At 65.4% G+C, this 23530-nt stretch carries 23 protein-coding genes, 1 tRNA gene and 1 pseudogene; 5 read left to right on the forward strand and 20 right to left on the reverse strand.

What is annotated here, in order from left to right:
* Positions 1-27: 27 nt before the first annotated feature.
* From NU1_RS17650 to NU1_RS17665, 4 genes are all read right to left on the reverse strand, one after another.
* Positions 28-609 carry a TerD family protein gene (locus NU1_RS17650; protein ID WP_067522837.1) on the reverse strand — a complete coding sequence of 194 codons (582 nt, stop codon included), beginning with the start codon at positions 607-609 and terminating at the stop codon, positions 28-30.
* A gap of 208 nt (positions 610-817) precedes the next feature.
* Positions 818-1846: a hemolysin family protein gene (locus NU1_RS17655; RefSeq protein WP_067522785.1), complete on the reverse strand. Its 1029-nt coding sequence runs from the start codon at positions 1844-1846 to the stop codon at positions 818-820.
* Positions 1839-3209 carry a hemolysin family protein gene (locus NU1_RS17660; RefSeq protein ID WP_067522839.1) on the reverse strand — a complete coding sequence of 457 codons (1371 nt, stop codon included), beginning with the start codon at positions 3207-3209 and terminating at the stop codon, positions 1839-1841. The genes NU1_RS17655 and NU1_RS17660 overlap by 8 nt, the downstream gene beginning before the upstream one ends.
* Before the next feature lie 365 nt (positions 3210-3574).
* A complete protein-coding gene (locus NU1_RS17665) occupies positions 3575-4129 on the reverse strand; it encodes a hypothetical protein (protein WP_067522786.1) in 555 nt (184 codons plus the stop codon).
* A 414-nt stretch (positions 4130-4543) separates the two neighbouring features.
* Here NU1_RS17665 and NU1_RS17670 point away from each other — a divergent pair, with 414 nt between their 5' ends.
* Both NU1_RS17670 and NU1_RS43810 read left to right on the forward strand, forming a co-directional pair.
* Positions 4544-5692, forward strand: a complete 1149-nt coding sequence (locus tag NU1_RS17670; protein ID WP_067522788.1) for an acyltransferase family protein — start codon at positions 4544-4546, stop codon at positions 5690-5692.
* Positions 5693-5727: 35 nt separating this feature from the next.
* The gene (locus tag NU1_RS43810) at positions 5728-6330 is read left to right on the forward strand and encodes a TetR/AcrR family transcriptional regulator (RefSeq protein WP_067522790.1); all 603 of its coding nucleotides are present in this window, start codon (positions 5728-5730) and stop codon (positions 6328-6330) included.
* A 281-nt stretch (positions 6331-6611) separates the two neighbouring features.
* Here the strand turns inward: NU1_RS43810 and NU1_RS17680 are convergent, their stop codons facing one another.
* The 7 genes and pseudogenes from NU1_RS17680 to NU1_RS17710 form a co-directional block, all read right to left on the reverse strand.
* Positions 6612-8507: a CASTOR/POLLUX-related putative ion channel gene (locus tag NU1_RS17680; protein WP_067522841.1), complete on the reverse strand. Its 1896-nt coding sequence runs from the start codon at positions 8505-8507 to the stop codon at positions 6612-6614.
* A gap of 351 nt (positions 8508-8858) precedes the next feature.
* Complete coding sequence (locus tag NU1_RS17685; RefSeq protein WP_067522791.1) at positions 8859-9056, reverse strand: antitoxin; 198 nt, start codon at positions 9054-9056, stop codon at positions 8859-8861.
* Positions 9057-9228: 172 nt separating this feature from the next.
* A pseudogene (locus NU1_RS17690) lies at positions 9229-10620 on the reverse strand (alkaline phosphatase D family protein); the annotation flags it as partial.
* A gap of 188 nt (positions 10621-10808) precedes the next feature.
* Positions 10809-10882: transfer RNA gene (locus NU1_RS17695), tRNA-Pro, on the reverse strand.
* 480 nt (positions 10883-11362) lie between these two features.
* Entirely contained in the window at positions 11363-12373 is a 1011-nt protein-coding gene (locus NU1_RS17700) for an alpha/beta hydrolase (protein ID WP_245720176.1), read from the reverse strand.
* Positions 12374-12385: 12 nt separating this feature from the next.
* Complete coding sequence (locus NU1_RS17705; RefSeq protein WP_067522793.1) at positions 12386-13330, reverse strand: acyl-ACP desaturase; 945 nt, start codon at positions 13328-13330, stop codon at positions 12386-12388.
* 33 nt (positions 13331-13363) lie between these two features.
* Positions 13364-14593, reverse strand: coding sequence for a lipase family protein (locus NU1_RS17710; RefSeq protein ID WP_067522795.1), 1230 nt, complete (start codon positions 14591-14593; stop codon positions 13364-13366).
* 196 nt (positions 14594-14789) lie between these two features.
* Between NU1_RS17710 and NU1_RS17715 the strand changes: the two genes are divergently transcribed.
* Positions 14790-15023, forward strand: coding sequence for a hypothetical protein (locus tag NU1_RS17715; RefSeq protein WP_067522797.1), 234 nt, complete (start codon positions 14790-14792; stop codon positions 15021-15023).
* A gap of 142 nt (positions 15024-15165) precedes the next feature.
* Positions 15166-16428 (forward strand): PucR family transcriptional regulator, encoded by a 1263-nt coding sequence (locus tag NU1_RS17720; RefSeq protein WP_067522798.1) that lies wholly within the window; start codon positions 15166-15168, stop codon positions 16426-16428.
* Positions 16429-16472: 44 nt separating this feature from the next.
* Here NU1_RS17720 and NU1_RS17725 read toward each other — a convergent pair whose 3' ends face one another.
* Both NU1_RS17725 and NU1_RS17730 read right to left on the reverse strand, forming a co-directional pair.
* Positions 16473-17663: a DUF1444 domain-containing protein gene (locus tag NU1_RS17725; protein WP_084521538.1), complete on the reverse strand. Its 1191-nt coding sequence runs from the start codon at positions 17661-17663 to the stop codon at positions 16473-16475.
* 75 nt (positions 17664-17738) lie between these two features.
* Positions 17739-18173 (reverse strand): arsenate reductase ArsC, encoded by a 435-nt coding sequence (locus NU1_RS17730; protein ID WP_067522800.1) that lies wholly within the window; start codon positions 18171-18173, stop codon positions 17739-17741.
* 207 nt (positions 18174-18380) lie between these two features.
* Here NU1_RS17730 and NU1_RS17735 point away from each other — a divergent pair, with 207 nt between their 5' ends.
* Positions 18381-19382 (forward strand): AurF N-oxygenase family protein, encoded by a 1002-nt coding sequence (locus tag NU1_RS17735; protein WP_281221161.1) that lies wholly within the window; start codon positions 18381-18383, stop codon positions 19380-19382.
* Here the strand turns inward: NU1_RS17735 and NU1_RS17740 are convergent.
* The 7 genes from NU1_RS17740 to NU1_RS17760 form a co-directional block, all read right to left on the reverse strand.
* Positions 19366-20997 carry a hypothetical protein gene (locus NU1_RS17740; RefSeq protein WP_157552439.1) on the reverse strand — a complete coding sequence of 544 codons (1632 nt, stop codon included), beginning with the start codon at positions 20995-20997 and terminating at the stop codon, positions 19366-19368. The two genes, NU1_RS17735 and NU1_RS17740, sit on opposite strands and share 17 nt — an antisense overlap.
* A 160-nt stretch (positions 20998-21157) precedes the next feature.
* Positions 21158-21391 (reverse strand): FAD-binding domain-containing protein, encoded by a 234-nt coding sequence (locus NU1_RS44045; protein ID WP_307644162.1) that lies wholly within the window; start codon positions 21389-21391, stop codon positions 21158-21160.
* Positions 21294-21854: a deoxyribodipyrimidine photo-lyase gene (locus tag NU1_RS44050; protein ID WP_307644164.1), complete on the reverse strand. Its 561-nt coding sequence runs from the start codon at positions 21852-21854 to the stop codon at positions 21294-21296. Before NU1_RS44050 ends, NU1_RS44045 begins: the two co-directional genes overlap by 98 nt.
* The gene (locus tag NU1_RS44055; RefSeq protein ID WP_307644168.1) at positions 21736-22050 is read right to left on the reverse strand and encodes a deoxyribodipyrimidine photo-lyase; all 315 of its coding nucleotides are present in this window, start codon (positions 22048-22050) and stop codon (positions 21736-21738) included. The genes NU1_RS44050 and NU1_RS44055 overlap by 119 nt, the downstream gene beginning before the upstream one ends.
* Positions 22051-22175: 125 nt before the next feature.
* Positions 22176-22757, reverse strand: coding sequence for a TerD family protein (locus NU1_RS17750; protein ID WP_067522804.1), 582 nt, complete (start codon positions 22755-22757; stop codon positions 22176-22178).
* A gap of 70 nt (positions 22758-22827) precedes the next feature.
* Entirely contained in the window at positions 22828-23334 is a 507-nt protein-coding gene (locus NU1_RS17755) for a flavin reductase family protein (protein ID WP_067522806.1), read from the reverse strand.
* Positions 23315-23527, reverse strand: coding sequence for a CinA family protein (locus NU1_RS17760; protein WP_067522808.1), 213 nt, complete (start codon positions 23525-23527; stop codon positions 23315-23317). The genes NU1_RS17755 and NU1_RS17760 overlap by 20 nt, the downstream gene beginning before the upstream one ends.
* Positions 23528-23530 lie beyond the last annotated feature (3 nt).

Genomic DNA, 23530 nt, shown 5'->3' on the forward strand with positions numbered 1-23530 from the left:
CGTCGCTCTCGGTGCGCGGGCGGGTTCCTACTGCATCGCGAAGTGCAACAGCGCCTGCATATCTCCTTGCTTGACCTTGCCCTTGCGGTCGAGGACTTCCAACTGCCAGTTCGGGCCGTTGCGGACCGCACGGCAGATGGCATTGGCGTTGTCGGTACCCAGCAGCGACGGCCAGATGTCGGCGACCTGCTGGGTGCTGCCGCCGGTGGCGTCGTAGATCTTGAACGAGATGTTGTTGGCCTTCTCGAACGAGCTGCCCTTCTTGAACGCGGAGGCGACGAACACGATGGACGTGATCGGGGTCGGCACATTCGCGAAGGTGACGTGCACCGTTTCGTCGTCCCCGGAGGCCGCCCCGGTCTGCTCGTCGCCGGTGTGAGCCACCGAGCCGTTGCCGAGCGGGTCGAGGGAGTCCAATCCGGCGAACCGCACCGGCTCGGCGCCCTGCATGAGGATGGCGATCAGATCGAGGTCCACGCCCTTCTTGCGGCGTGCGATGCCGAGCAGCCCGCCACTGGTTCCGGCGGAGGGATCCCAGCTGACGCCGACACTCATCTTGGTGATCCCGGTGAGATCCGCAGCGCCATCTTCTTTTCTGAGCGTAATCACAATCCACAGCCTACCGGCGATTTGTACCACGGTGCAGCACAGCAATTCCCACAGTTCGGCCCTGCGGTACGCATGCTCATTCCTTGAAAAGGCTTGGGGTGCACTGGATTAGAATCACCCACCGGAATGCCATGGACGTAATCGCGTGAGAGCGAATGGTTCGATCCGGGACCTCGCATGGGCTGCGCTGGTCCCGGATCGAGTCCTGTTACGCGGCGGTGGTCTCTTCGTCGACGATGGGGAGCAGGCGGTGAAGGACGTCGTCGAGGGTGACGAGCCCGATCAGTGTTCCGGCATCGGCGGCGGTGACGATCGCGATATGGTTGCGCGTCTCGCGCATGATGCGCAACGCCTCGTATACGGGCACCGCGGTGGCGAGTGTCAGCACCGGGCGCATCAGGTCCCGAGCGGTGGTTGCGTTCGGTGCGCGCAGGCTGTCGCGAACGTGCAACACGCCCTCGACGGCGTCACCGCCGCGCACGAGCAGCCGTAGGTGACCCGTGCTCCGTGACGAGTCCTGGATAGCGGACACGTCCGCGTCCGGAGCGACAGCCGAGGGTGTGGTGTTGGGGCGCACGATGTCGCCCACGGTGAGTGCTTCGAGTTCGAGCGCGGCGGTGAGGTTTCCGCGGTAGCGCTCATCGAGGGTGCCAACGGTGGCGGAGTGCTCGATGAGGTGCCGCAACGCGGCCGGGTTCTGTCCGGACTCCACTTCGTCGACCGGGGTGACCCCGACCTTCCGCAGGCACCAGTTGGCCATATTGTTCAGCGCCACCAGCAGCGGGCGGGTCGCCCACATGAACGCCCGCATCGGCAGCGCCAGCAGGATGGCCGATTTCTCCGGATGCGCGATGGCCCACGACTTGGGCGCCATTTCACCGACCACGAGGTGCAGGAATGTCACCACGAACAGCGCGAGCACGAATCCGGCCGCGTCGGCGATCCACAGCGGCGCGCCGAGGGTTCCGATCGCCGGGGTGAGCCAGTGGTGCACAGCGGGTTTGGTGATCGCGCCCAACGCCAGGGTGCACACGGTGATGCCGAGCTGGGAACCGGCGAGCAGGACCGATAGCTCGGAGGCGCTGCGCAGTGCGGCGCGGGCGGGGGCGCTGGTGGCGGCGGCATCCTCGAGCCGATGGCGGCGGGCGGCGATGAGCGCGAACTCCACCGCGACGAAGAATGCGCTGGCGGCGATCAATCCGATCGTGATCGCGGCGACAACCCAGGGGCTACTCATCGACAGTCGCCTTCTGCTCGGCGTGCACGGTCACGAACACCTGCGACGGCACCCGCTTGTCCAGCTGCCGCACCTCGGCGGTGATCCAGCGCCGGGTGGGCGGGTGATCGGTGAGCAAGTCGGCGGTATCGGGTTCCAGGTCGATCTCCACGATGTCGCCGACCGCGGGCAGGTCGCCTCGTCGCGAGATCGCCAATCCGGCGAGTGTTTCGTAATCTCCTTCGGGCAGTTCGACATCGAGCCGACGCGCGACCTCGTCCAGGTGCACGTCGCCGGCGATCAGCCAGCCACCGTCGGCGGCCACGATCTCGCCCCCGGTTTCCGGGTCGTCATGCTCGTCGGCGATCTCCCCGACGAGTTCCTCGGCGATGTCCTCGACGGTGACCACGCCGGCGAAGCCACCGTATTCGTCGATGACCAGCGCCATCTCCTCCTTCGCGGCGGTGAGAGCGGCGACCACGTTCGGCAGCGACATGGACTCCGGCACCAGCACCGCGGCCCGGGCTCGCTGTCCCGCGGTACCGCTGGTGGTGTCCGCGCCCAGCAGGTCGTGCAGGTGGATGATGCCGTGCAGGTCGTCGCTGGTGTCGCCCACCACCGGATAGCGGGTATGTCCCGTGCTCATCCGTTCCAGCACCTGTGTCAGCGGCTCGTCCATCGCGATCGTGTCGACTCGGGAACGGGGGATCATCGCGTGTTCGGCCGTGGCCGTGGGGAAGTCGATAATCCGGTCCAGCAGTGTCGACAACTCCACGGGCAGTTCACCCGCGTCACGGGAGGCGGCGACGATGTGCTCGAGGTCGCGCGGGGTGGCCGAATGTTCGACGTCGTGGACCGGTTCGATCCGTACCGCGCGCAGCAGCACGTTGGCGGCCTGGTCGAAAAGCCAGATGAGCCAACCGAACATCTTCAGGTAGAGGGTGGTCGACAGGGCGAGCCGTCGAGCCATCGGTTCCGGGCGGGCGATGGCGAGGTTCTTCGGGAACAGCTCCCCGAAGACCATCTGCACGACGGTGGAGAACGCGACCGCCAGCACAGCGCCGACCGCGACACCCACCCCGGTGGGGATACCGACACCGCCGAGCAGTTCGCCCAGACCGCGACCGATCAGCGGTTCGGCGACATAACCCACCAGCAGGCCGGTAACGGTGATACCGAGCTGGGCGCCCGAGAGCATGAACGAGGTCCGCCGCGTCACCGCCAGCGCGCGACCGGCAGCGGCGTCACCCGCCTCGGCGCTAGCCTTCAACCGGGAGCGGTCCACCGCCATGTAGGCGAATTCCTGGGCGACGAAATATCCGGTCAGCGCGGTGATGAGCAGAACCACCAGAACACCGAGAGCGATACTCAGCACAGTCAGCACGACCACGCTCCCTTCGCGATTCCGGGGCCGTGATCAGCACGGGGCTGGCTGGGTTTTCGATATTTGCGCGATGCGCGTTTCATCTGCTCGCTTCGGTCCAGTGAATGAATTCTTGTGTCGCAGAATAGGGCATTGGCCGTGTATCACCCGAAGGTAGGCGAGAGTGTCGTCGCTCACCGCCGGGTGCGGTCGCTCAGCGTCCGGCAAGCCACGACCGACAGGAATCGATCCCTCACGGCGTACCGGTGGAGTACGGCGTCAGACGGTGCCGCCGGAAGTCCTGGGCGATGGTCAGTCCGGACGCACCGGGTTCCCCTTCCGCAGGGTGGATGCCCACACAGTAGACAACCGTTACAGGGCTGCTGTCAGTTCGTGGTCGGCACACCAGGAAGCGGCTGCCGCTGGGACCGGCGGCGTCGGATCCGCCAGCGTCCCACGGCAAATCCCGCGGCAGCGATCACTACGACAGCGATGATCGCGCCGATCAGTGACGCACCCCGGAATCCCGGCGCGTCGACATCGAGAATGCGTTCACCCGCGTGCGCACCATTACCGTCGCCCATCACGATCGCGAGCGTCATCAGATTGGGGAGCGCGGCCACAATTGCCAGCGTTGCGGCCACACCCGCGAGGATTCGCCCGTGTCGGCGGCGCCACACCAGCGGCATCAGCGACAGCAGCAGCAAAGGGATGGCCGTGCACAGGATTCCGAAGGTCAACCCCCAGCCCGTGCCCTTGGCGATACTGCCCTGCGACAGGTCACCGATGCGCTGTCCCCACCAGCGCGGAACGAACGCGGCCAGAACGAAATACAAGGAGACCAGCACCACGGCCACCGCTACGAGAGCGATAATCCGCGTGCGCCACCTCGCCACCGAAGATCCGGAGTCGGCAGGTACCACGTCGTTGCGGGCGGTCATGGCACACAGCCTATCCGCACTGCTGCGGATTCATCGAGGCGTCGAACTCCTCCCGAACCGGTTGATGCCGTGATCGATTCGCCGTCGAATGATCGGAACATGCACACGTAGAGGATAGCGACTTCGGCTTCGAACGGATCCGGTGAATTCTGCTGCGGTAGAAGCAGTCCGGGATGAAGGCGCACGCATTGCATTCTGGCGCACGGCAATAGCCAGGAATGGTGTATGGGCGGCGGTTGGGTAGCTCACCGCTCGCCACCCACCCCGATCCACGCTCGAAATCTCGTAGCGCCATACCCGTTGCCGCCCTTGCGATCGCTGCCCGGATACGTACCATGGCTATCCATGTGGATAGGAAATCATCCAAGTGGACAGTCGAGAGTTTCCGTCGAACACCCAGAGGTTCCGGCTCGGTTGTTGTTTCTCGACAACCTGAAGGTATTGCTGATCGTGTTGGTGATCGGGCTGCACGCGGCCCAGCCCTACGGCCCCGCCGACTGGTGGTATGTCGAGGGAGACGCCGGATTGGACTGGCTGCCCGGTCTCACCGCGATGGTGGGGACGTTCTTGATGAGCCTGTTCTTGTTCGTCTCGGGCTATTTCGTGCCGTCGGTGTTCGACCGGAAGGGCGCACGCGGGTTCCTGCTCGATCGCTTCACCCGGTTCGGACCACTGATTCTGGTCGGGTTCTTCGGCATCGTCGCGGTGCTGATGTACGCGTACTACACGAACTTCCGCGGCTATCCCCCGATGACGTTCCCGTCCTACTACTGGGACGTCTACCTGGGCCAGGGTGAGCAGCCCGCCGATTGGTCGGGTCCGATCTGGCCCGACCGACAGTTCGGGCATCTGTGGTTCATCCAGCATCTGCTGGTCTACTCGCTGATATACACCCTGTGGCGTTGGGTATCGGCGCGGTCCACCACGACGACGTCTCGAGTAGCCGCCCCCGCGCCGCCTGGCACCCTCGCCATCGTGGGATTCATCGGATTCCTCGCCGCGCTGACGTTCATGATCCGCCTCCGCTACCCCGTCGACACCTGGGTGCCGCTGCTGGAATTCATCCAGGCCGAGCCCGCCGACCTTGCCCACCAAGCGTCGTTCTTCTTCCTCGGCGCACTCGCATACCGGCGCGGGTGGCTCACCGCGATACCCGCTACCACCGGATACCGCTGGCTCGCAGTGGGAACAGCCCTCGCGACAACGAATGTCATAATCCATCGGCAACTGGCAGAGGTGTACGCCGCTGGTGGACCGACCATGGGGTCGCTGATCTGGTCAGTGGTGGAAACGGTGATGTGCGTATCGTTGTCGATCGGGCTCATCGTGTTGTTCCGTGAACACGCTCGCCGATCCTCCGGCCTGCTGCTGGGCGCGGCGGCACTCACGTTCACCGTGTACCTGATCCACGTACCGATTGTCGTCGCACTGCAATACCTCGCGGCGGCGGTGGCATTCGGACCGCTACCCGCCGTCGTCGGAGTGAGCGTCCTCGGTGTGGCCGTAAGCTTCGCCCTGGCATGGCTGATCAAGAAGACGCCGTACCTGAAACGCCTACTGTAGCAACAACCAACGCACCCGAGGGAGCCAGCGGATCCATGACCCCGCGCGAGGATGCCGATCTCACCGCCGCGGCGCGCATCCGCCGCACCGCCTTGCGCCTGTTCGCCGAAAACGGATTCGCCGCTACCAGTCTCCGCCAGATCGCCGCCACCGCGGGCGTATCCCACGCCCTGGTCCGCCACCACTTCGGATCCAAGGACGGACTCCGCCGAGCCGTCGACGAGGACGTCCTCGACCACTTCGACCACGCGATCGCCGGGCTCGATCCACATGCCGGCCAGCAGGACCTCCTCATTGCGTTCGGCGACGCCACCGCACAACTATTCGGCGCAGACACCGTTCGCCGCGACTACATCCGCCGCTCGCTCCTGGAAACGGGCCCGCTCGGCGCCCACCTGTTCACACGCCTGCTCGACGGCACCCGCACCCACCTCGCCCGCCTGCGTGAAAAGCCCACCGAGCAGGACGACCGCTGGGCCGCATACCAGATACTGTTCCTCATCCTCGGCCCGATGCTCCTGGAGCCGGTCATGCAGCAGACGCTGCCTGTCCCGGTCTTCGACCCCGACGTCATCGCCGACCGCAGCCGCGCGAACCAGGCACTCCTGCGGCACGGACTGCTCTCCGGACACCGCTAGCGTTTCCGCGAAGTACCGCCGGAGCTGTACGACTGGCCCAATCTCGACGCTCGGGCGGGGCATCGAGTCACGGTCGGTGGTGTCATGCGGGCGATCGCCGCTTTCTGGGGTATCGATAGACCATGGGCGAGTACTGGCAGGATGCCGTGATCGATTCCATGACGGGTTGTCTGGCTCAGCGCGCTCGACGCTCTCGTCGTCCTCGCCCGGCGGCTGAGCCTTTGTGAGATCGCTATCGGTTTGCTCCAACCCGCCCGGGCACCGCAACTCGGTGGCGGGGTTCAGTTTTCGGCGACCACGATCACGCTGTCCAACGCGGACAGGGTGATCGTGGCGTCCTTGGGCGGGTTGAGGGTGACGCCGTAGGCCGGTGGCTGGTCCGCGCGGTGGTGCAGCCGGTAGCCGATCGCCGCCTCACCGCGCAACCGCGCGGCATGGACGATGGTGGCGAAGTCGACCTTCGCGTCGGTGGTGACGTAGTCCGGGGCGGGTTTGAGGTAGATCTCCGAGCCGCTGGGATCGAACAGGTCGGTGAACACTGCTTGCAGATGGCGGTTCTCGGCGAGCTGGGTCAGCAGCAGGCTGATCAGTTTGCTGCTGACGATGAAGTCGTCGGCCTTGGTGACCTGCGCGATCTCCCGGTTGGTGTCGTCGTTCATCTCGGTGACGATCGAGTACGGGTCGCCGATGTGGACTTCGATGTCACGCAGATGCAACAGGGTGACCAGGGTTCGGTCGTCGGCGTGGTCCTCCTCGAGCGTGTCGTCGGTGAGCACGATGACGTGCTGGTAGCTGCCCGGGTTCAGCGCTTCCAGCGAGCGTCGGCTGGTCGGCTCGCAAACCCGGTAGCCGACGGTCAGGTTGGCGCGCGGGCTGGCGGTGACCTCGTCGGGAGGGGGGTGCGGGGCGGCGATGTCGAGCACCGACCCGGGCGGGACGTACTCGTCGAGCAGGCCGAGAATCCAAGAGCCGCGCGAATTCCAGCCGACCAGCAGGGTCCGGTCGGGTACGGGTGCGGGTGCGTGGTCGGGGACGGTCACCAGGGCCGCGGTGACCACCGGGACCGGCTCGGTCGCCAGCTTCACCAGCAGATCGCCTTCGGCGAGCAGGATGATCTGGTCGTCCGCGGCGATCACGGTGTCCATCGGCGGGTTCACCGAGACTGTCCCGTCGGAGCGTCGCAGTCCCAGCGGGCAACCGAGGTCATAGGCGCTCAGCGCGTCACCATAGGTGCACCCGGCCAGGGTGGGCTCGGCCCGCAGATAGATTCCGTTGCCGGCGAAGTCGAGCAGGTCCGTGCACACCGTGGACAGACCCGACTGGCGATGCGACTGCACCACGATCCGTACCGTGATGTCCTCGGCGTCGATCACCAGTGTGTCCGCGTCCGCGGCCAACCGGGCCGCGGCCAGGTTCTCCGACTGCTGTACCGCGGCCACCACATGCGGGCGCCGGGCCGGCCACGACCGATTGTTCAGCAGCAGTAAGGCTTTGATCACGTCGATATCGGCGTCGTCGCCCGTCGGCGGCAACACAATGATCGCCTTGGCGGTGTCGAGGCTGACCAGGTCCAGATCGATCCGCTTGAGCGGGCTGCCCGACCGGCAGGTCACCCTCGTCCGGCCGGTGTCACCGACCCGGGCACGAATCTGATCCTCCATATCGACCTTGTCCCGATCGGCCAGGATCACCACGTTCGAGCGGCGGGTGCCCTTGTTCGCGCCGACCAGTTCGGACACCACGGTGAACACCTGATCCGACCAGCCCAGCACCACCGTATGCCCGGCCACGATCAGTGGCGCCCGGCCCTTGCGCAGCTGCGCGATCCGCTGTTCCATACCGGTCACCAGCACACCGATCAACGAACTGACGATGAAGACCCCGCCGAGCGTCACAGCCAGCATCAACACCAGAAACGGCACGCTGAACACGGTCGCGTCGTCGCCGCCCATCGTCCCGGGATCAAGCGTGCGCAGCAAACTCATCCACGCCACACCCACCCAGCCGCCCTTGACACCCTCAACATCAGCAGGCGCCAGCAGCGCGGCCAGAACCGTGACCACCGTGATCAGGGCCAACGACGCCAAACCCAGCCAGCCGATCAACGCCGGAGTCCCGCGATCCATCGTCCGGTCGAACCAGAATCGCAGCCGGTCCCGCCCCCTGACCCTGGCCACCCGCACCCCCCACCTCACAATCCCGGCAACCCGTCGCAGACGACCGTAGCTGGCAGCAGCGAATCATGCACCACCAACCCAACATTCACATCCAGCCCCACGACGGCGCGAGTACGCGCAGTGGCGATGCCCAACCATGAGTGCTCATCAGCCAACTGCCCGCGAAGATCGTCGCAACGCCTACAGGCCGCACGGTCCACACACAACACTCGCTGGCGCGGCCTGGTGGGGCCGACCCGCCGCATTCCGCGACGGGCGCTCCAATTCATTGGGGCTACCCGCTGGAATCTCGCCTCGAGTCCGCTCCGGTCGGCGGTCGAACCCTCGCAAGAAACCGCGGACAGATTCGGCTTACCGCCGCGACGTTTCCCGCAGTGCCTTCTTGGCGGCTTCCTGCACCCGGTCTATCTGTCCGGTGTAATTGCCCTTAGTCTTCTGATCCGCCAAATCGCCGACTTTGTCCACCAGTGGTTCGAGTTTGTCGGCGTGTTGTGCCCCGAGATCGGCGGCTTTGCTTGCCACGCCCTTCAGCTGGTCGAACAAACCCACGATCGGCCTCCTTGAATCCAATTGCACTCCGAGACAGCTTATCTCGCACCGCGTCGGGTGATCACTCGGAGCCTCCGGCGGGGATGAGGTACGGGTTTGGTTCCGAATTCCTTATGGTGGCATTGGATTTCGACTCAGGCCTCGGTCCGTTCGGGTGAGCGATGCTGGTCGCCTACGGTCCTGGTGTGGCGTAGACATGGATAACGGGGTCACCGGTCTCCGGTTCGGCGAGTTCATCGATCGGGCCGGACCGTTCGGTTGGCGGGTCGGGACTCCAGGCCGCCACGACACCGGGTACCTGGTCCTCGACCACATAGGTGGCACGGGTGTGTACCGGCGCCCCGGGCCGTTGCACGTAGGGCACGATCCGAAAATCATTGCGCCACAATCGCGAGTCCACCTCGACGCGGACGTAGCCGCGCTGGGCGTTGAAGAACTTCAGATCCGGGTTGGCGGCCAGCAGGCGCCGGCCGTGGCCGTAGGTGTCGACACCGTCGCCGCCGCTGGTCACCGAGGTGCCCGTGAACTCGCTGCCGACCACGGGTGATTCGGGGTCGGTGTGGTCACGTCGCAGGTCGGCGGCGTAGTTCTCGTGCCGGTCTCCGGTGATGACCACGAGATTGCGCGTCCCGTGATCGGTCGCTTCGCCGAGTATCGTGTCGCGGTCGGCGGTATAGCCGTCCCAGGCGTCGGTGGACACCACGGTGGCCGGGCCGGGGTCATGGTCGGTCTGCGCCATCACCACCTGATTGCCGATGATCTGCCAGCGGGCGTGCGATCGGCGCAGGCCCTCGATCAGCCAATCACGTTGTGCGCCACCGAGGATCGAGCGGTCGGTGCGGGATCGGCGGGCGCGGTCGGTGGTGAGGGTGCCATTGAGGCTCGCCTGTTTGCTCCGGTACTCGCGGGTGTCGAGCATGGTGATCTCGGCGAGATCGCCGTACCGGTAGCGGCGGTGCAGCCGCATGGCGGGTCCCGTGGGCAACTGCGCGATCCGCAGCGGCTGGTGTTCGTACATCGCCTGGAAAGCGGCGGTGCGGCGGCGGAACAGCGGCGGAATGATGTCGATATCGAAATCCAGGCCGGAGGTTCCGCCTGCCCAGTTGTCGTCGACCTCGTGGTCGTCCATGGTCACCAGCCATGGGAACAGCGCATGGGCGCGCTGGAGCGGGGCCTCGGCCTTGGACAGCGCATATCGCAGCCGATACCCGGAGAGGTCGCGGGCTTCGGGCCGCAGGTGCGATTCCACTACTCGGCCGGTGCGATGGCCGGAGACCGCGTCTTCGTAGATGTAGTCCCCGAGATGCACCACCAGATCGAGAGCCTCGGCGGCGATATGTTCATAGGCGGTGTAGAAGCCGTCGTTCCACGCTTGGCAGGAGGCGAAGACGAATCGCAGTCGCGCCGGACTCGCGACGAGGGCTGGTGCGGTGCGGGTCCGCCCAATAGGCGAGATCGCCGAACCCGCCCGGAACCGGTAGAAATACCAGCGATCGGACCGCAATCCCGATACCTCCGGATGCACGCTGTGTGCGAGTTCCCGAGTGGCGACCGCTTCGCCGCGACGCGCGGGCCGTCAGCTCGGGCACGTGCCCGGGTCGAAGGTCACGAGCTCTACTACGTCGACCGCGCCCCACCCTGGCACCGGATAGCTCACCGATCCTGGACCGCCTTGTCAGCTGAATCCGTGTCGAGGAGTCGATTTCAGCAGAAAGCCCCAGCGTCTCCACCGGGGCTGACCTGCATCTTCTGTCGGGCTGACAGGATTTGAACCTGCGACCACTTGACCCCCAGTCAAGTGCGCTACCAAGCTGCGCCACAGCCCGCCGCACTCGCTTGCGCGGGTGCTCGACGAGATTACCGCACTACCCCCCGTCTGGACCAAATCGCGAGGATACCGAGGTGGGTCGGGCTATTCGGGTGGGGTGGAGTGCCGACCGGGCGGGCAGGTGGTGCGTCCTGCGCTCTCCCGCCCGGTCGGCGGGTTCCGCCGCAGGCCGGACCTCGCCTGCCGGCTGGGTGTGGGGTAAGGGGGCACCTCAACCGGTGGGCGGTGCGTGCGGCGGAGTGCGTCTGGTGGGCGGTGGGGATATACGGGGCAGCACCGCTCGCCGGACACACGATCTCGGGGACTTCGACTGTTGGTTAGCTGGTCTGTGTTTCACGCTATTCGGCGTGGTGGGCGGGGCGAGGGTTCATCGGAGGTTGTCTGGATACCTCACCAGGTGATGGACACGGCGTGGTGAGTGGGCACAAGAGTGGGTGAAATACATTCTTGCCGAGGCAATTTGGACGGCATGGGAGGCTCACTCCCCCGCGACGCCGAGGGCTCCGGCCATGGTCTGCCAGGCGGGGCCCAGCTGGGCGGAGAAATCCGGCCAGGCGTGTAGACCGGTGGGGGTGTATTCGACGGTCGCGGGGATGTCGAGTTGGGCCAGGCGGTCGGCGAAGCGGGCGGTGCAGTCTCGGGCTCCGGCTTCCAGGGCCACTCCCCCGCCCGCGGTGCCGAGGGCGTCGAGGATGTCCGGGGATTGGGCGATGGAGATGAGGTCGGGGACGCTGGGGAAGCCGGTGGCGGCGGAGAGGTAGATGGCGGTCCCGCGTAGGGATTCGGCGCCCAGGAGGCTGTCGTGGGCCATCCATTCGGGGGAAGTGGGTGGGCCCCAGAGGTTTTCGACATTGCCGCCGCGGGAGCCGACAGTGATGCGGGTGACGGCGCGGCCGACTTCGTCCGCGGTGGAATAGCATCCGCTCATTCCGGCGACGGCCCGGTAGCGGCCGGGGTGGCGTTGGGCGAGCATCATCGCGCCCTGGGCGCCCATGGAGACGCCCGCGATGGCGCGGCGGCCGCTGCTGCCCAGGTGTGCCTCGACAATGGGGGGAAGTTCTTCGGTGAGGAAGGTTTCCCAGCGGTTGAGGCCGAGCTTGGCGTCGTAGCGCTGCCAGTCGCTGTACATGCTGCCGACACCGCCACTGGTGAGGACCACATCCACCGGCTTGTCCGCGAAGAATTCGCGCGCGCCGCCCTTGGTGATCCAGTCGGAGGTGGGCTGAGCTTCCACACCGTCGAGCAGATACAGGGTCGGGCGCGGCCCCGATCCACTGCCGACGAGCACATCGACCGGAACCACCCGTCGCATGGCGGCCGAGACGATATTCAGCCGCTCCCAGCCCTCACCACGAAATTCGGTGGACGCCAGGTGGGTTCGCAGCACGGTCGGTTCGGCGACCGGCGTCGGCTCCGGCCACACCATGGGGGCCACGGCTATCGGGACGGCGGTCAAGGCCGCCGCCACGGCGATTGCACCGAGAGTCACTCGCACGATCGCCTACCCCGCCGCCCGCATTGCCGCTCGCGCCAACGCCCGGTCACGCTGCTCCTCGAAGCGCCGCGCCATGGTCTCCAGATCTTCGATATAGGCGTTCAATTCCTCGCGGGCGTACTCGCCATCACCGCTGAGATCAGTGCGTTCGAACACGCGCCAGGAGCGCAGTACCGGCCGCAGCACCCCGTCGAGGTGCTGGCGTAGGTCGTAGATGCCGTGCTTGGCCAGCAGCACCGCATTGCGGCGGAAGTCGGGCTGGGTGAGGCCGGGCATCTGGAATTGCGTCACCACATCGGTCAGTGCGCGCATCATCTGGTTGGGCGTGAGGTCCAGGGCGGCGCCGCCGATGCGGCGGTAGAAGACCATATGCAGATTCTCATCGGTGGCGATACGGGCAAGCATGCGCTCGGCAATGGGTTCACCGCAGGCAGTTCCGGTATTGCGATGGCTGATTCGCGTCGCCAGTTCCTGCAATGTCACATACGCGACACCGCTGAGGAATTGCGAAATCTGTTCGGGGCTCGCGATTCCGGTGGTCATATGCTGCATTCGCGCCTGTTCGAGCGCGACCGGATCGACGGCGCGGGTGACGACGAGGTAATCCCGCATGACAATCGCGTGCCGGTTCTCCTCGGCGGTCCAGCGCCCCACCCAGGTCCCCCACGGCCCGTCCAATCCGAAGGTGTCGGCGATTTCGCGATGGTAGGAGGGCAGATTGTCCTCGGTGAGCAGGTTGGTCACCATGGCGGCGCGGGCCAGTTCGGAGAGCCTGGATTGTTCCGGATCCCAGTCGATTCCGCCCATGGCCGCGAAATTGCGGCCCTCGTCCCACGGTATGTAGTCGTGCGGATTCCATGGTTTCGCCTGGCGCAAATGCTCATTGAGCTGTTGTTCGGCAATCGGTTCCAATTCGAGCAGGATTTCCCGATCGGTGAGGGCGGTGAACAATGCGTACTCCTCGTCTAGCGATCCGTCGATTCGTCAGCAGTTACCGGTGGCCGTCTCGCCGCGGAAGCGGGCGTCGATCCAGCTCAGTACGTGTGGGAGGCCGAGTACGGCGGCGGTGAGATGGTCGGGGACAGGGACAGTGAGTGATTGCACCGTGACATCCGCATCGCACCACCGTTGCACGGTATTGACGATCGCGTCCACCGGCACCAGTCCGTCCAGGGGTGAATGCCATTCGAATATCGGCATGTTCGGAGTACCGTCGTAGAGTTCGAGACTGTTCTCCTCGACTACGGCGCGGGCATCGCTGTCGCCGATCATCGAGGTGGATTTGGCGAAATCGATCGCACCCCGGTTGGCACCGGCGGCCAGCAGATCATTGGTGCAGCTGTTGGCCACGGTCTGGCGCACCTGCAATCCGCGATCGTTGAGCTGTTCACTGATCGGAAAGCGTTCCGGGTACTCGCGTTCGAGCCCGAGGCCCGCGGCCAGCGCCAGCCCGAATACCGGATGCGCGCCCAGGCCCATGGTTTCCAGCATTTTCACCAGGTTCATCGGTACACCGCCCGCCGCGGCCCCGGCTATGCGCAGTTCCGGCGCATAGGTTTCCGCCATCGACGCCGCCCAGGCCGTGGCCATACCGCCGCCGGAGTATCCGGCCATCACCACCGGGCTGTCGGCCAGCCGCAGCTCATCGACCCGCTGCGCCGCGCGAATGCCGTCGAGGGTGATTTGTCCACCCAATTTGGCTGCGCCATAAGCGAATTGAGGTCCCAGATGATCGGGCATGGCGATACTCCAGCCCCGTTGCAACGCGAAGTTGTACGCCGGGGCCTCACGCACCATGAGATTCGGGTCATCGGTGTAGAGCACCCGCGAGACCGAGCACTGCGCGCCGAGGCCGTTGATGATGTGCTGATAGGACAGCAGCGGGCCGTCGGGCTGGCGGTTGTGCGGTGTCAAAACCGTTGTGATGGCGGCGATCGGCTTCCCGGTCGAATTCGTGGACCGGAACTTCACCACCGTGATGTCGGTATCGGGGAAGGCCGCCAGCGGCGGCATGGGCCGGGTGGCCAACACATCGCCCGGCGCGTACGCGCCGATATCCTCGGGTTGCGCGTAGAACGCGTCCGGATCGGGTGCCGGGTACATCGGCTGCGCGAGCCCCGCAGGGGCGCTTGCCAATACCAGCAATCCACTCGCGATCAGCACCACTACTCGCGACCAGTCGCGCCAACGCCTTGTCGCCGAACCAACTTTCATATCCGGCCTACCTCCGATACTGCCACGCGCCATGTTGGGAGAGGGTAGGGAATATAACGGCCGAAATCGTAATCAGATCGAAATCTCCTGATATCTCACAAGATTCGTTCGTGATCGACTGTGGTGCCGCTGTGAGATATCCAGCCGACCAGCATGTAACAGCACGGCGGGGAGAACCGGTTCTACCGTCGAAGGTATGAGCAGTATGGTTCCCGCCACGCACGATGACGGCGAGGTGCCGACCCGCCGCATTACCGTCTATTTCAACGGCCCGAGCCCCGGCGATGCCCTGGTCCTCGAGTACGCCGCGACCAGCGCGGAGGCGTGGGAGTTCACCTCCGCCGCCCGGAATTCGGGTTTGGCGGTGGCGGTGGATGGCAATGTGCGTCCTGGCCTGCGCCGACTACCGTGCGGCCGACTGTGGCGCTGAGCGCCCGATTTGTGATGTCTCACAATGGCGCATGCGCCGCGATTCCCCGATGACACAGAACGCACCGAAAGGGACCGTCGGTATGGTCGCTGTGGTTAGTGTTATCCAGCCGCACAGCTAGTCGGGGCGGAAGGAGTAATCGATGCCCGTTGAGAGCACCGAAAAACTAGGTCTCACCTTTTCCGGGAGGCCGATGTCGTCGCCACTGAAGGACGTTTGGGCGCTATCACGGCAGATGGTAGGTCATTTCGTCGCCAATGTAGTGCCCTGCGGAACGCTACCCGGAGATGCCATCTACGGCGATGTCACCACCATCACCCGCACCTGCCTCGAAATCGCCGTCAGCATGCTCGATGGGCAGGATCTCCCCGCCAAGACCGAAAGGCTGCAGGACGCCGCGGCGCAGTGGGCCCGCGAGGGTGTACCCATCGACACCATTCACCACGCCATCCACGAGGGGTTCAAAATCGGGTTCGACCTGGTTGTCTCCACCGCCACCGCGCGATACCGCGGCGAGGACAGCGAGTTGACGCTCGCCCCCGGCGATTACGAGAGCCTCATCGACGGCGCCAAACTCGTGGTCGAAATGCTCGATCGCATGACCTCCGCCGTATCCGTCGCCTACGTGCGCGAACTGCGCGCGGTGGTCGGTGAGCACCACACCGCCGTGCACACCCTCACCTCGGCGCTACTGGGCGGGCACCCCACCTCCACCATGGCTCGCGAATGCGGTATCGAGATCGCAGAGTCCTACTATGTACTGGCCCTCACCATCCCGGCACATCCGGAGGAATCCGACCCCACGCTCGACGGCAAGGTCGTAGCTCGCCGCAAATTGCGGCGCGTGCAGGCCGAACTGGCCACCCGCTGCGCCGATACCGCGCTCTCGCTGCTGAGTGTGGACGGCGGGACCATTCTCATCCCCGCGACCATCGACGCACCCGCGGACCTGGACGAACTGATCATCCAGCTGTCCCGCGCGGGCCGGGTACCGATCACCGCCACCACCGTCACCGCGACCCCCTCGGAGATTCCCACGGCCGCCGATCAGGCCCATGAACTCCTCGATATGGTGCACCGCCTGCAATGCGTGCGCGGACTGTACCGATTCGACGATCTCGCCCTCGAATTCCAGCTCACCCGCCCCGGCCCCGGCCGCGAATATCTCGGCTCCCTGCTCGATCGCCTCGACGAACACCCGGAATTGCTGGAAACCCTGCAGCGCCATATCGCCAATAACCTCAACCGGCAGCGCACGGCACGCGTACTGCACGTCCACACGAATACCGTGGATTACCGGCTCAAGCGCATTGCCCAACTCACCGGCTTCGACCCCACCCAGGCGTCGGGACTGTGGTACCTGCGATCGGCCCTGGTCGCGCGCAGCTACCGCGCCACCGCCTGACTGTCGGTGAGCCGTTCACACCGGCTCACCGACCATGCCCCTCGTTACTCGCCCATGTCGATCGAATGCTCGCGCAACCGCGACAGCGCCGTCGCGTCCGGCCACTGCCGCACCTCGAACCGGGTCGGAGACAGTCCCGGCAGCGGCGCCAGGCCCAGGATCTGCACCACCGCGTCGAATGGCACGGTGCATACCAGGTCGATCTCACCGTCCTCCGGATCGCCCTCCACGAAATGCACGTAGTCCGCTTCCGGCAGTAGGTATTCCACGCCCTCGCCCCAGATCGTCGCGGTTACCGGGGCGCCCCCGAGCTCCTGGAACAACACCGTGGCGACGAAGGCCGGTTCCACGTCACACAGCGGCAGCAGATCCAGGTCCCGCTCGAATTTCGCTTCCAGGAAACGACTTTGGACGGCGTACTCGGTGGCGGCGAGCCCGGTGCGGGCGCGTAGGGCCGGTTCGCGCGCGGGATGCGGGCCGAGCTGGTCGAACGGCACGACCCGGTCGAAGTCGTCGACCGTATAGCCCTGCGGTGAGATCTGCCGGGCCGATTCCCGATACTGCTCCTCGACCATCCCGAATACCTGTTCCAGCAGCTCCGGCTCATCCGGGACCACGAGCAGTGTCTGATCGTCGGGAATGAACGCCACGGGCCGATTCGCGCCACCGGCGTAGCTCGCCAGCCACCCGGGAACCAGCAGCCAGGAGCCGAAGTAGGCGTCACCGTCATCGACGAAACGCAGAATCTCCAGGTTGTCCGGGGATCCGGGCCGCGCGATGGCGGCGAGATTGTCCCGTGCGGCCGCGAATACCGCATCCGCCTCGACACCCCAGCCCCGCGCCATATCCTCGGTCACGTACGCCCGCGTCCGCGGCAGATCCACCACCACGGCCTCGTGTATGAACGGGAACGCGGGCCTGGTCAGCAGCACCGGATCGATATCCGCGTCCAGGCCATAGGTCACCGGTCGCAGAACCGCGCGTAGCAGCGCCCGGGCGCTCGACCAGTCCTCGGGTACCGCGTCCCCGCTGGTCATCGCGGTGACGAAATGGTCGATCAGCCCCTCCCGCTCCTCCTCCGCAGCGGCGGTGGCGTCGGCGAAGACATTGCTCAGGTACAGCATTTCCCCATGGCTGTGCCGCACGCAGAACTCCTGCGCGTCGTATTCGGCATCGGTCACCCCGTGTGCCCGCAGACTCTCCAATACGGCTTCCGCGAACCGCTCCCGCTCCATCCCCGACTCTCCTCGCTCTCGAAATCGCCTGTCGCCGTACGATTCTGCACGTTGCCACCGACAGGGGTGCTCGAGCTAGACGGGAGCCAGCCGGAGATTGCCGATCAGACGGCGAATGCGGATCTCGATCTGGTCGCGAATCGCGCGGATCTCTTCGATGTCGTGACCCGCGGGGTCGGGGAGCGGCCACTGTTCGTAGCGATGACCGGACATGATCGGGTCCGTATCGCCGCATCCCATATCGATGACGACATCGGCGGCCCGGACGAGCTCATCGGTCCACGGCTTCGGGTACTCCGCGGTGATATCGATGCCGCGTTCGGACATGGCCTGCACCACGAGGGGGTTGATCTGCGCGGCGGGCGCCGAGCCGCCGGACCACGCGGTGGCGCGACCGCCGACCAGGTGATTGAAGAATCCCAGTGCCATCTGCGATCGCCCCGCATTGTGCGTGCACACGAACAGCACCGCCGGACCCGGTGACAGGTCGTGTTCCACGTGCTCGGTCATGATCCACTCCGTTCTGCAACGACGGCCGATTTCGGATAGATCGGCCTCGTTGCCCAGATGCGGATGCGTCGAACCGCGAAACCAGTCTCCCTGTCTTCGGCCGCCCCCGCCACCACCGCGACACCATTGACTGATACGTGGAGTAACACTTACCTTGGAGTGTGGTGCCGCAGGCACCGTGCGAAAAGGAGGACAACGGTGTCCACAATCACCGAATCACACCATGACCCGGCGGCCGATCAAGCCCTGGAGTACGCGCGCACGCTGATGCTGCTCTCCGAGGGATCGGTGCACCGGCACTTCGATCCATTCGACGATATCGATTGGGACAACCCCGATTTCGATGTCGATGCCGGACCCGAACGCTGGACCCTACCGGCCTCGGGCGACCCGCTCGGCCGGCACGCCTGGTACCGGGCGCTGCGCCCCGAACAGCAGATCGCGATCGGCAAGTACCGTCAGGCCAATATCGCCAAGGTCGGCCTGCAATTCGAGTCCCTGCTCATCAGCGGTATGGTGCAACACACATTCGGCCTGCCCAATGGTTCCCCGGAATTCCGGTACTGCTCCCACGAAATGATCGAGGAGCACAACCACACCCTGATGTTCCAGGAGATGGTCAATCGCATCGGCATCGATGTGCCGGGTATGGGCCCGCTGGTGCGGCAGGTCCGCCACATTGTCGTTCCCATGGCGGTCCTGTTCCCGAACCTCTTCTTCATGGCCGTACTCGCGGGCGAGGAACCCATCGACCACATCCAGAAGGCGATCCTGCGCTCCGGCGACCAGGTGCATCCGATCATGCGCGGTGTGATGGCGATCCATGTGGCCGAGGAGGCCCGCCACATCTCCTTCGCCCATGAATTCCTGGAACACCATGTGCCGGAATCGAATGCGGTCAACAAGCTGGTGCTGTCGGTAGCCATGCCCATTGTCATGCGCATTGCCGGACGGGCGATCGTCACCCCGCCCCGCTCGTTCTTCAAGGAATTCGATATCCCCGACCACGTCCGCAAGGAGCTGTTCTACGGCTCGGACGAGGCCAAACAGGTCTTCGCCGACTACTTCGTGGACGTCCGCGCTCTGGCCGAACGTATCGGTCTGATGAACCCGGTGTCGAAGCAGGTCTGGAAGCTCCTCCGCATCGACGGCCCCACCAGCCGCTACCGGTCGGAGCCGCTCCGGAAGAAGGTCAGCGGCAAGTCGTAGGGATTGCCGCGAGGTCTACTCGCGGGTGATCGGCGGCGAGGCAGGCCTGCGCGGTGCCATCGAGGGCGCCGGTACCGAATTCCACTGTCGCGCTGCCGATCACATCCTGATTCCGGGCCCGGATGAGGGACTGCGCGGCGGCGGCGATATCGGTGCGGACGATGGTGCCGCGCAGGACGGCCGTATCGCCGATATTGACGATATTGATCCCGTTGGCCGCCGTGCCGTTGATGGTGGTGTCCCGAATATCGAAGATCAGCTCCGCCGTCGACGGGGCGGCACCGGTTGGGGTGTACGCGATCAGGCCGATGCCGTCGGCGCTGCAATCGCCGAAGTCGGAGTTCGTGACGGTGAGGTCGGTATGCGCGGTCCGGCCGAAGTTCGTGGTGACCAGGCAGGTTCCGAGATTGGCGGGGACCACGGGGTTGAGCGCGGCGGCGGGGAATGAGGAGTGGTGGGCTCGAACGTTGTCGAGGGTGAGGGATTGGCGCGCGCCCTCGGTGCTCAGGTTGTAGTTCTCGATAATGTCACCGCGAACGGTGTCGAAGGTGCTGTTGGTGACGGTTACGCGGCTGTCGGGTGTGCCATTGGTGGTGACGTATTCCAGGCCGTTGGCGGAGAAGTTGCCGTGGCCTTCGCGGAATTCATTGCGGTCGATGGTGACGTCGAGACGGGCCCGGCCCATCGGGTTGATGAAAATACCCTCGCTATCGGCGAGGTGGTTCAGCGGCGAGCTGAGCGGGGCGATATCGAGTTGGGAGTTGCCGATCAGCTCGGCGGTGAGGTGCGCGTCATCCGCGGCCTGTAAACCCATGGCGAGGACCGAGAGTTTAGCCAAGCCCAGGTTGATATTTCGGGTCGTATTGTCGGTGACCCGTGCGGTAACGCGGCTGGTCCCGTGTGCGCGAATATCGATGCCGTCACCACATGCGGTGTCGCGGACCGTATTTCCCTCGATGCGGACGGTGCCGGTCGCCGTCGAGAAGTCGGTCATAATGGCCGCCCACCCGTTATTGAGGGTGATGAAGTTCGGCAGTGGCGGCGCGGCGACCCCGACCGCGATGGTCGGCGGGATGGAGAATGGGCCGATCATGAACCCGTCGGCGCACTGCTGGTTGGTCGCGGCGACAATATTGCCGGTGATCACGGCATCGACGGCGTCGTTTCCATAGATGCCACCGCGGCGCGCACCGTCGATGACCAGGTTGCGGACCTCGGCACCGGGAGCCAGCCGCACGGCATCACCGTCGTGGTTCGCCGTGCTGTTCGTAATACGGGGTAACGCGGCATCGTTCGCTGCGCCGAGCACCGCGGCTCCCCCACCGACCAGCTTCTGACCGGCCTTCAGTGCGATACCGCCGTCCAATGCGCGCACCGACGACGCGACCGGCTGCACCACGATCGTGTCGCCCGGCCGCGACGCGGTCTCGGCCCGCGCCAGCGAATCGAACGGCGAGTCGACAGTTCCGGCACCGTCCGTGCCCGCGACCGCGCTGACGTACCACGTCGCCGAATCAGGCTGTGCCTGAGCGACTCCGGTCGAATGCGAAGCGCAGACGAGGAGTACGAGCGCCGAGACGCGGACGACGCGGCGAGCTACAGTGCTGTGGTTCATATCGCTCCGGGGTGTGCGCAAAGGATGGCATCCACATTTCCAGCTACCGTCGATACCGTCTATCCGGCAAAAACCCAGGAAAGACGGTAGGCGACCGGGCTACCTGCACAACACGTCGACAGCGGAGCACCAGCGGCTCCCGTTGTCCGCCCGCATACGTTCACATTCCATTGCATTCGATGATCGGTGCCGGGTAGTCAGCGCCGAGAATCCCGGCGCGCCAGGGTTTATGGATGGCAGGTCCGGGGATATGTGCCAGCTCCGGAATCCAGCGGCGCACGTAGTCACCCTCCGGGTCATAGCGTTCGGCCTGCCGGATCGGATTGAGAACCCGATTGGGGCGGGTGTCGGTACCGGTCCCCGCGACCCATTGCCAATTCATTGGTCGAGGCATAGTCGCCGATCGGACCGGCCACCCAGTCGCGCAAGAGTTTTCGGCCCGTGGTCTCACCGCCCACCGCGAGCGCCGGAGAGGTCGGCTCGGCACACAGGTCGGCGAACACCGGGAGCGGTTCGCTGCGCACCGGCGGCACGACCAGCGCGGTCGGTGGGCGAATCACCGTCCGCACCGGGGTTTCGAGCCAGCGCCGGAAGTACGGTGTGAAGACCGCGAAATGATCGCGACCCGAGGACGGCAGCACCGCGGCGCGATCGGCGACGGTGATCGAGTCCGAATGCACGTGCAGCACACAGCCCCGCCGTTGCAAGCGAGTTCGCAGCGTCGATTCACGCAGGCAGCTATAGCGACTCACATCGGCCGCCAGATGGACGCTGTCCGCCCCCCACCTCGCCCGCCACCGCGTCGACTTCGCTGGCAACCTCGCCCCGCCGCACCACCAATCGCCCACCGACAGCACGCAGTTCGGCGTCCAATTCGCCGAGGGCGGTGGTGAGGAACCGGATCCGGTTGGGCGAGGCAGCCGGTCCCGACACAATGCGGTCGTCCACCACGAATAGCGGCACCACCGCCGTACCCACTCGGCAGGCCGCCACCAGCATGGGATTATCGCGAATCCGCAGATCTCGGGTGAACAGCGCGATGGCGACACTCATCGGGCACACTGCTCCTGTCGGATCGTCGTGCGGCTGCCGCGGGACGAACGCCCAGCATGCTACCGCGACGACGACCGACTCCTCGGTCAACGCACCTGGTGTGCGCTGACCGAGGTTATTTCAGCTCACGCCATGGCGAAGCGAAGCAGGGCCTGCATATCGCCCTGCTTGATCTTGCCCTTGCGGTCGAGCACCTCGAGCTGCCACACCTGGCCGGTGCGGAAGGCGCGGGCGATCGCATTGGCGTTATCCGCACCGAGCATCGACGGCCAGATATCGGCGACCTGCTGGGTGCCGCCGCCGGTGGCGTCGTAGATCTTGAACGAGATGTTGTTGGCCTTCTCGAAGGAGGTGCCCTTCTTGAACGCGGCCGCCACGAACACGATGGAGTCGATTCCGCCGGGTACCTCACTGAAGGTGACATGCACGGTTTCGTCGTCGCCGCTGGCCGCGCCGGTCTGCTCGTCGCCGGTGTGGATGACCGAGCCGTTGCCGAGCGGATCGAGTGAATCCAGGCCCGCGAACCGCACCGGCTCCGCGCCCTGCATGAGGATGGCGATCAGATCCAGGTCGACGCCCTTCTTTCGGCGTGCGATACCCAGTAGACCGCCGCTGGTCCCGGCGGACGGGTCCCAGCTCACCCCCACACTCATCTTGGTGATACCAGCGAGATCCGCAGCGCCGTCTTCTTTTCTGAGCGTAATCACGTCCTCAGCCTACCGGCGATCCGCGCGACGGGGCACCGCGGCGATTCTCGGCACCCGCCAACGGAATTGCTCAGCTCGGATGACCCGGTTCGAGGTCGGCGACATCGCGGTAATGCAGCACGTTGATCGATTGGGCTGGGGCCGAACCGAATTCGGGCGATACGACGACGCCCTCGTGATCACCGAAGTCGTGCCGTGTGATGATGCGCCCGACGAACCAGGCGGCGGCGTCGTCGAGCACCGGGGCTCCATGTGGCCCCACCCGCCATCGGCACCAGCTGTACTTGTCCACCTCATCACCGGTTTCGGCGCCGAACAACTGCGCCAGCGCGGTATTGTCGCGGTCCACCAGATGAACGGCGAGATGGTGCGCCGCCGCGGCGATCCGATAGGTCCGATTGGCTTTCGACAAACACACCAGAAACCGCGGCGGCTCGATACTCACCTGGGACGCGAACCCCACTACACATCCGGCACGTTCGGCGTCAACCGCGACGGTCACAATGAATATCGGTGCGTCAGCGGCGGCGACCACCGCGTCGAACACCTCCCGCACCTCACTCGCCTCCGAGTTCATGGCAGGTATACAGCAGCATCCGCAGCGCGAATTCGACTGTCCGCTCCAAGACTCGCTCGGGTTCACCATCGAACACCTGGTGGCTCACCTGTTGTCCCGACTCGGTTTCCACCGCGAACCACACCGATCCGGCGGGCGCGCCGTCCTGCGCATATCGAGCGAGCTGTTCCGCATACGCCAGCACATCATCCATAGT

It is taken from the genome of Nocardia uniformis NBRC 13702 (assembly GCF_001613345.1).
Lineage (GTDB): Bacteria > Actinomycetota > Actinomycetes > Mycobacteriales > Mycobacteriaceae > Nocardia > Nocardia uniformis.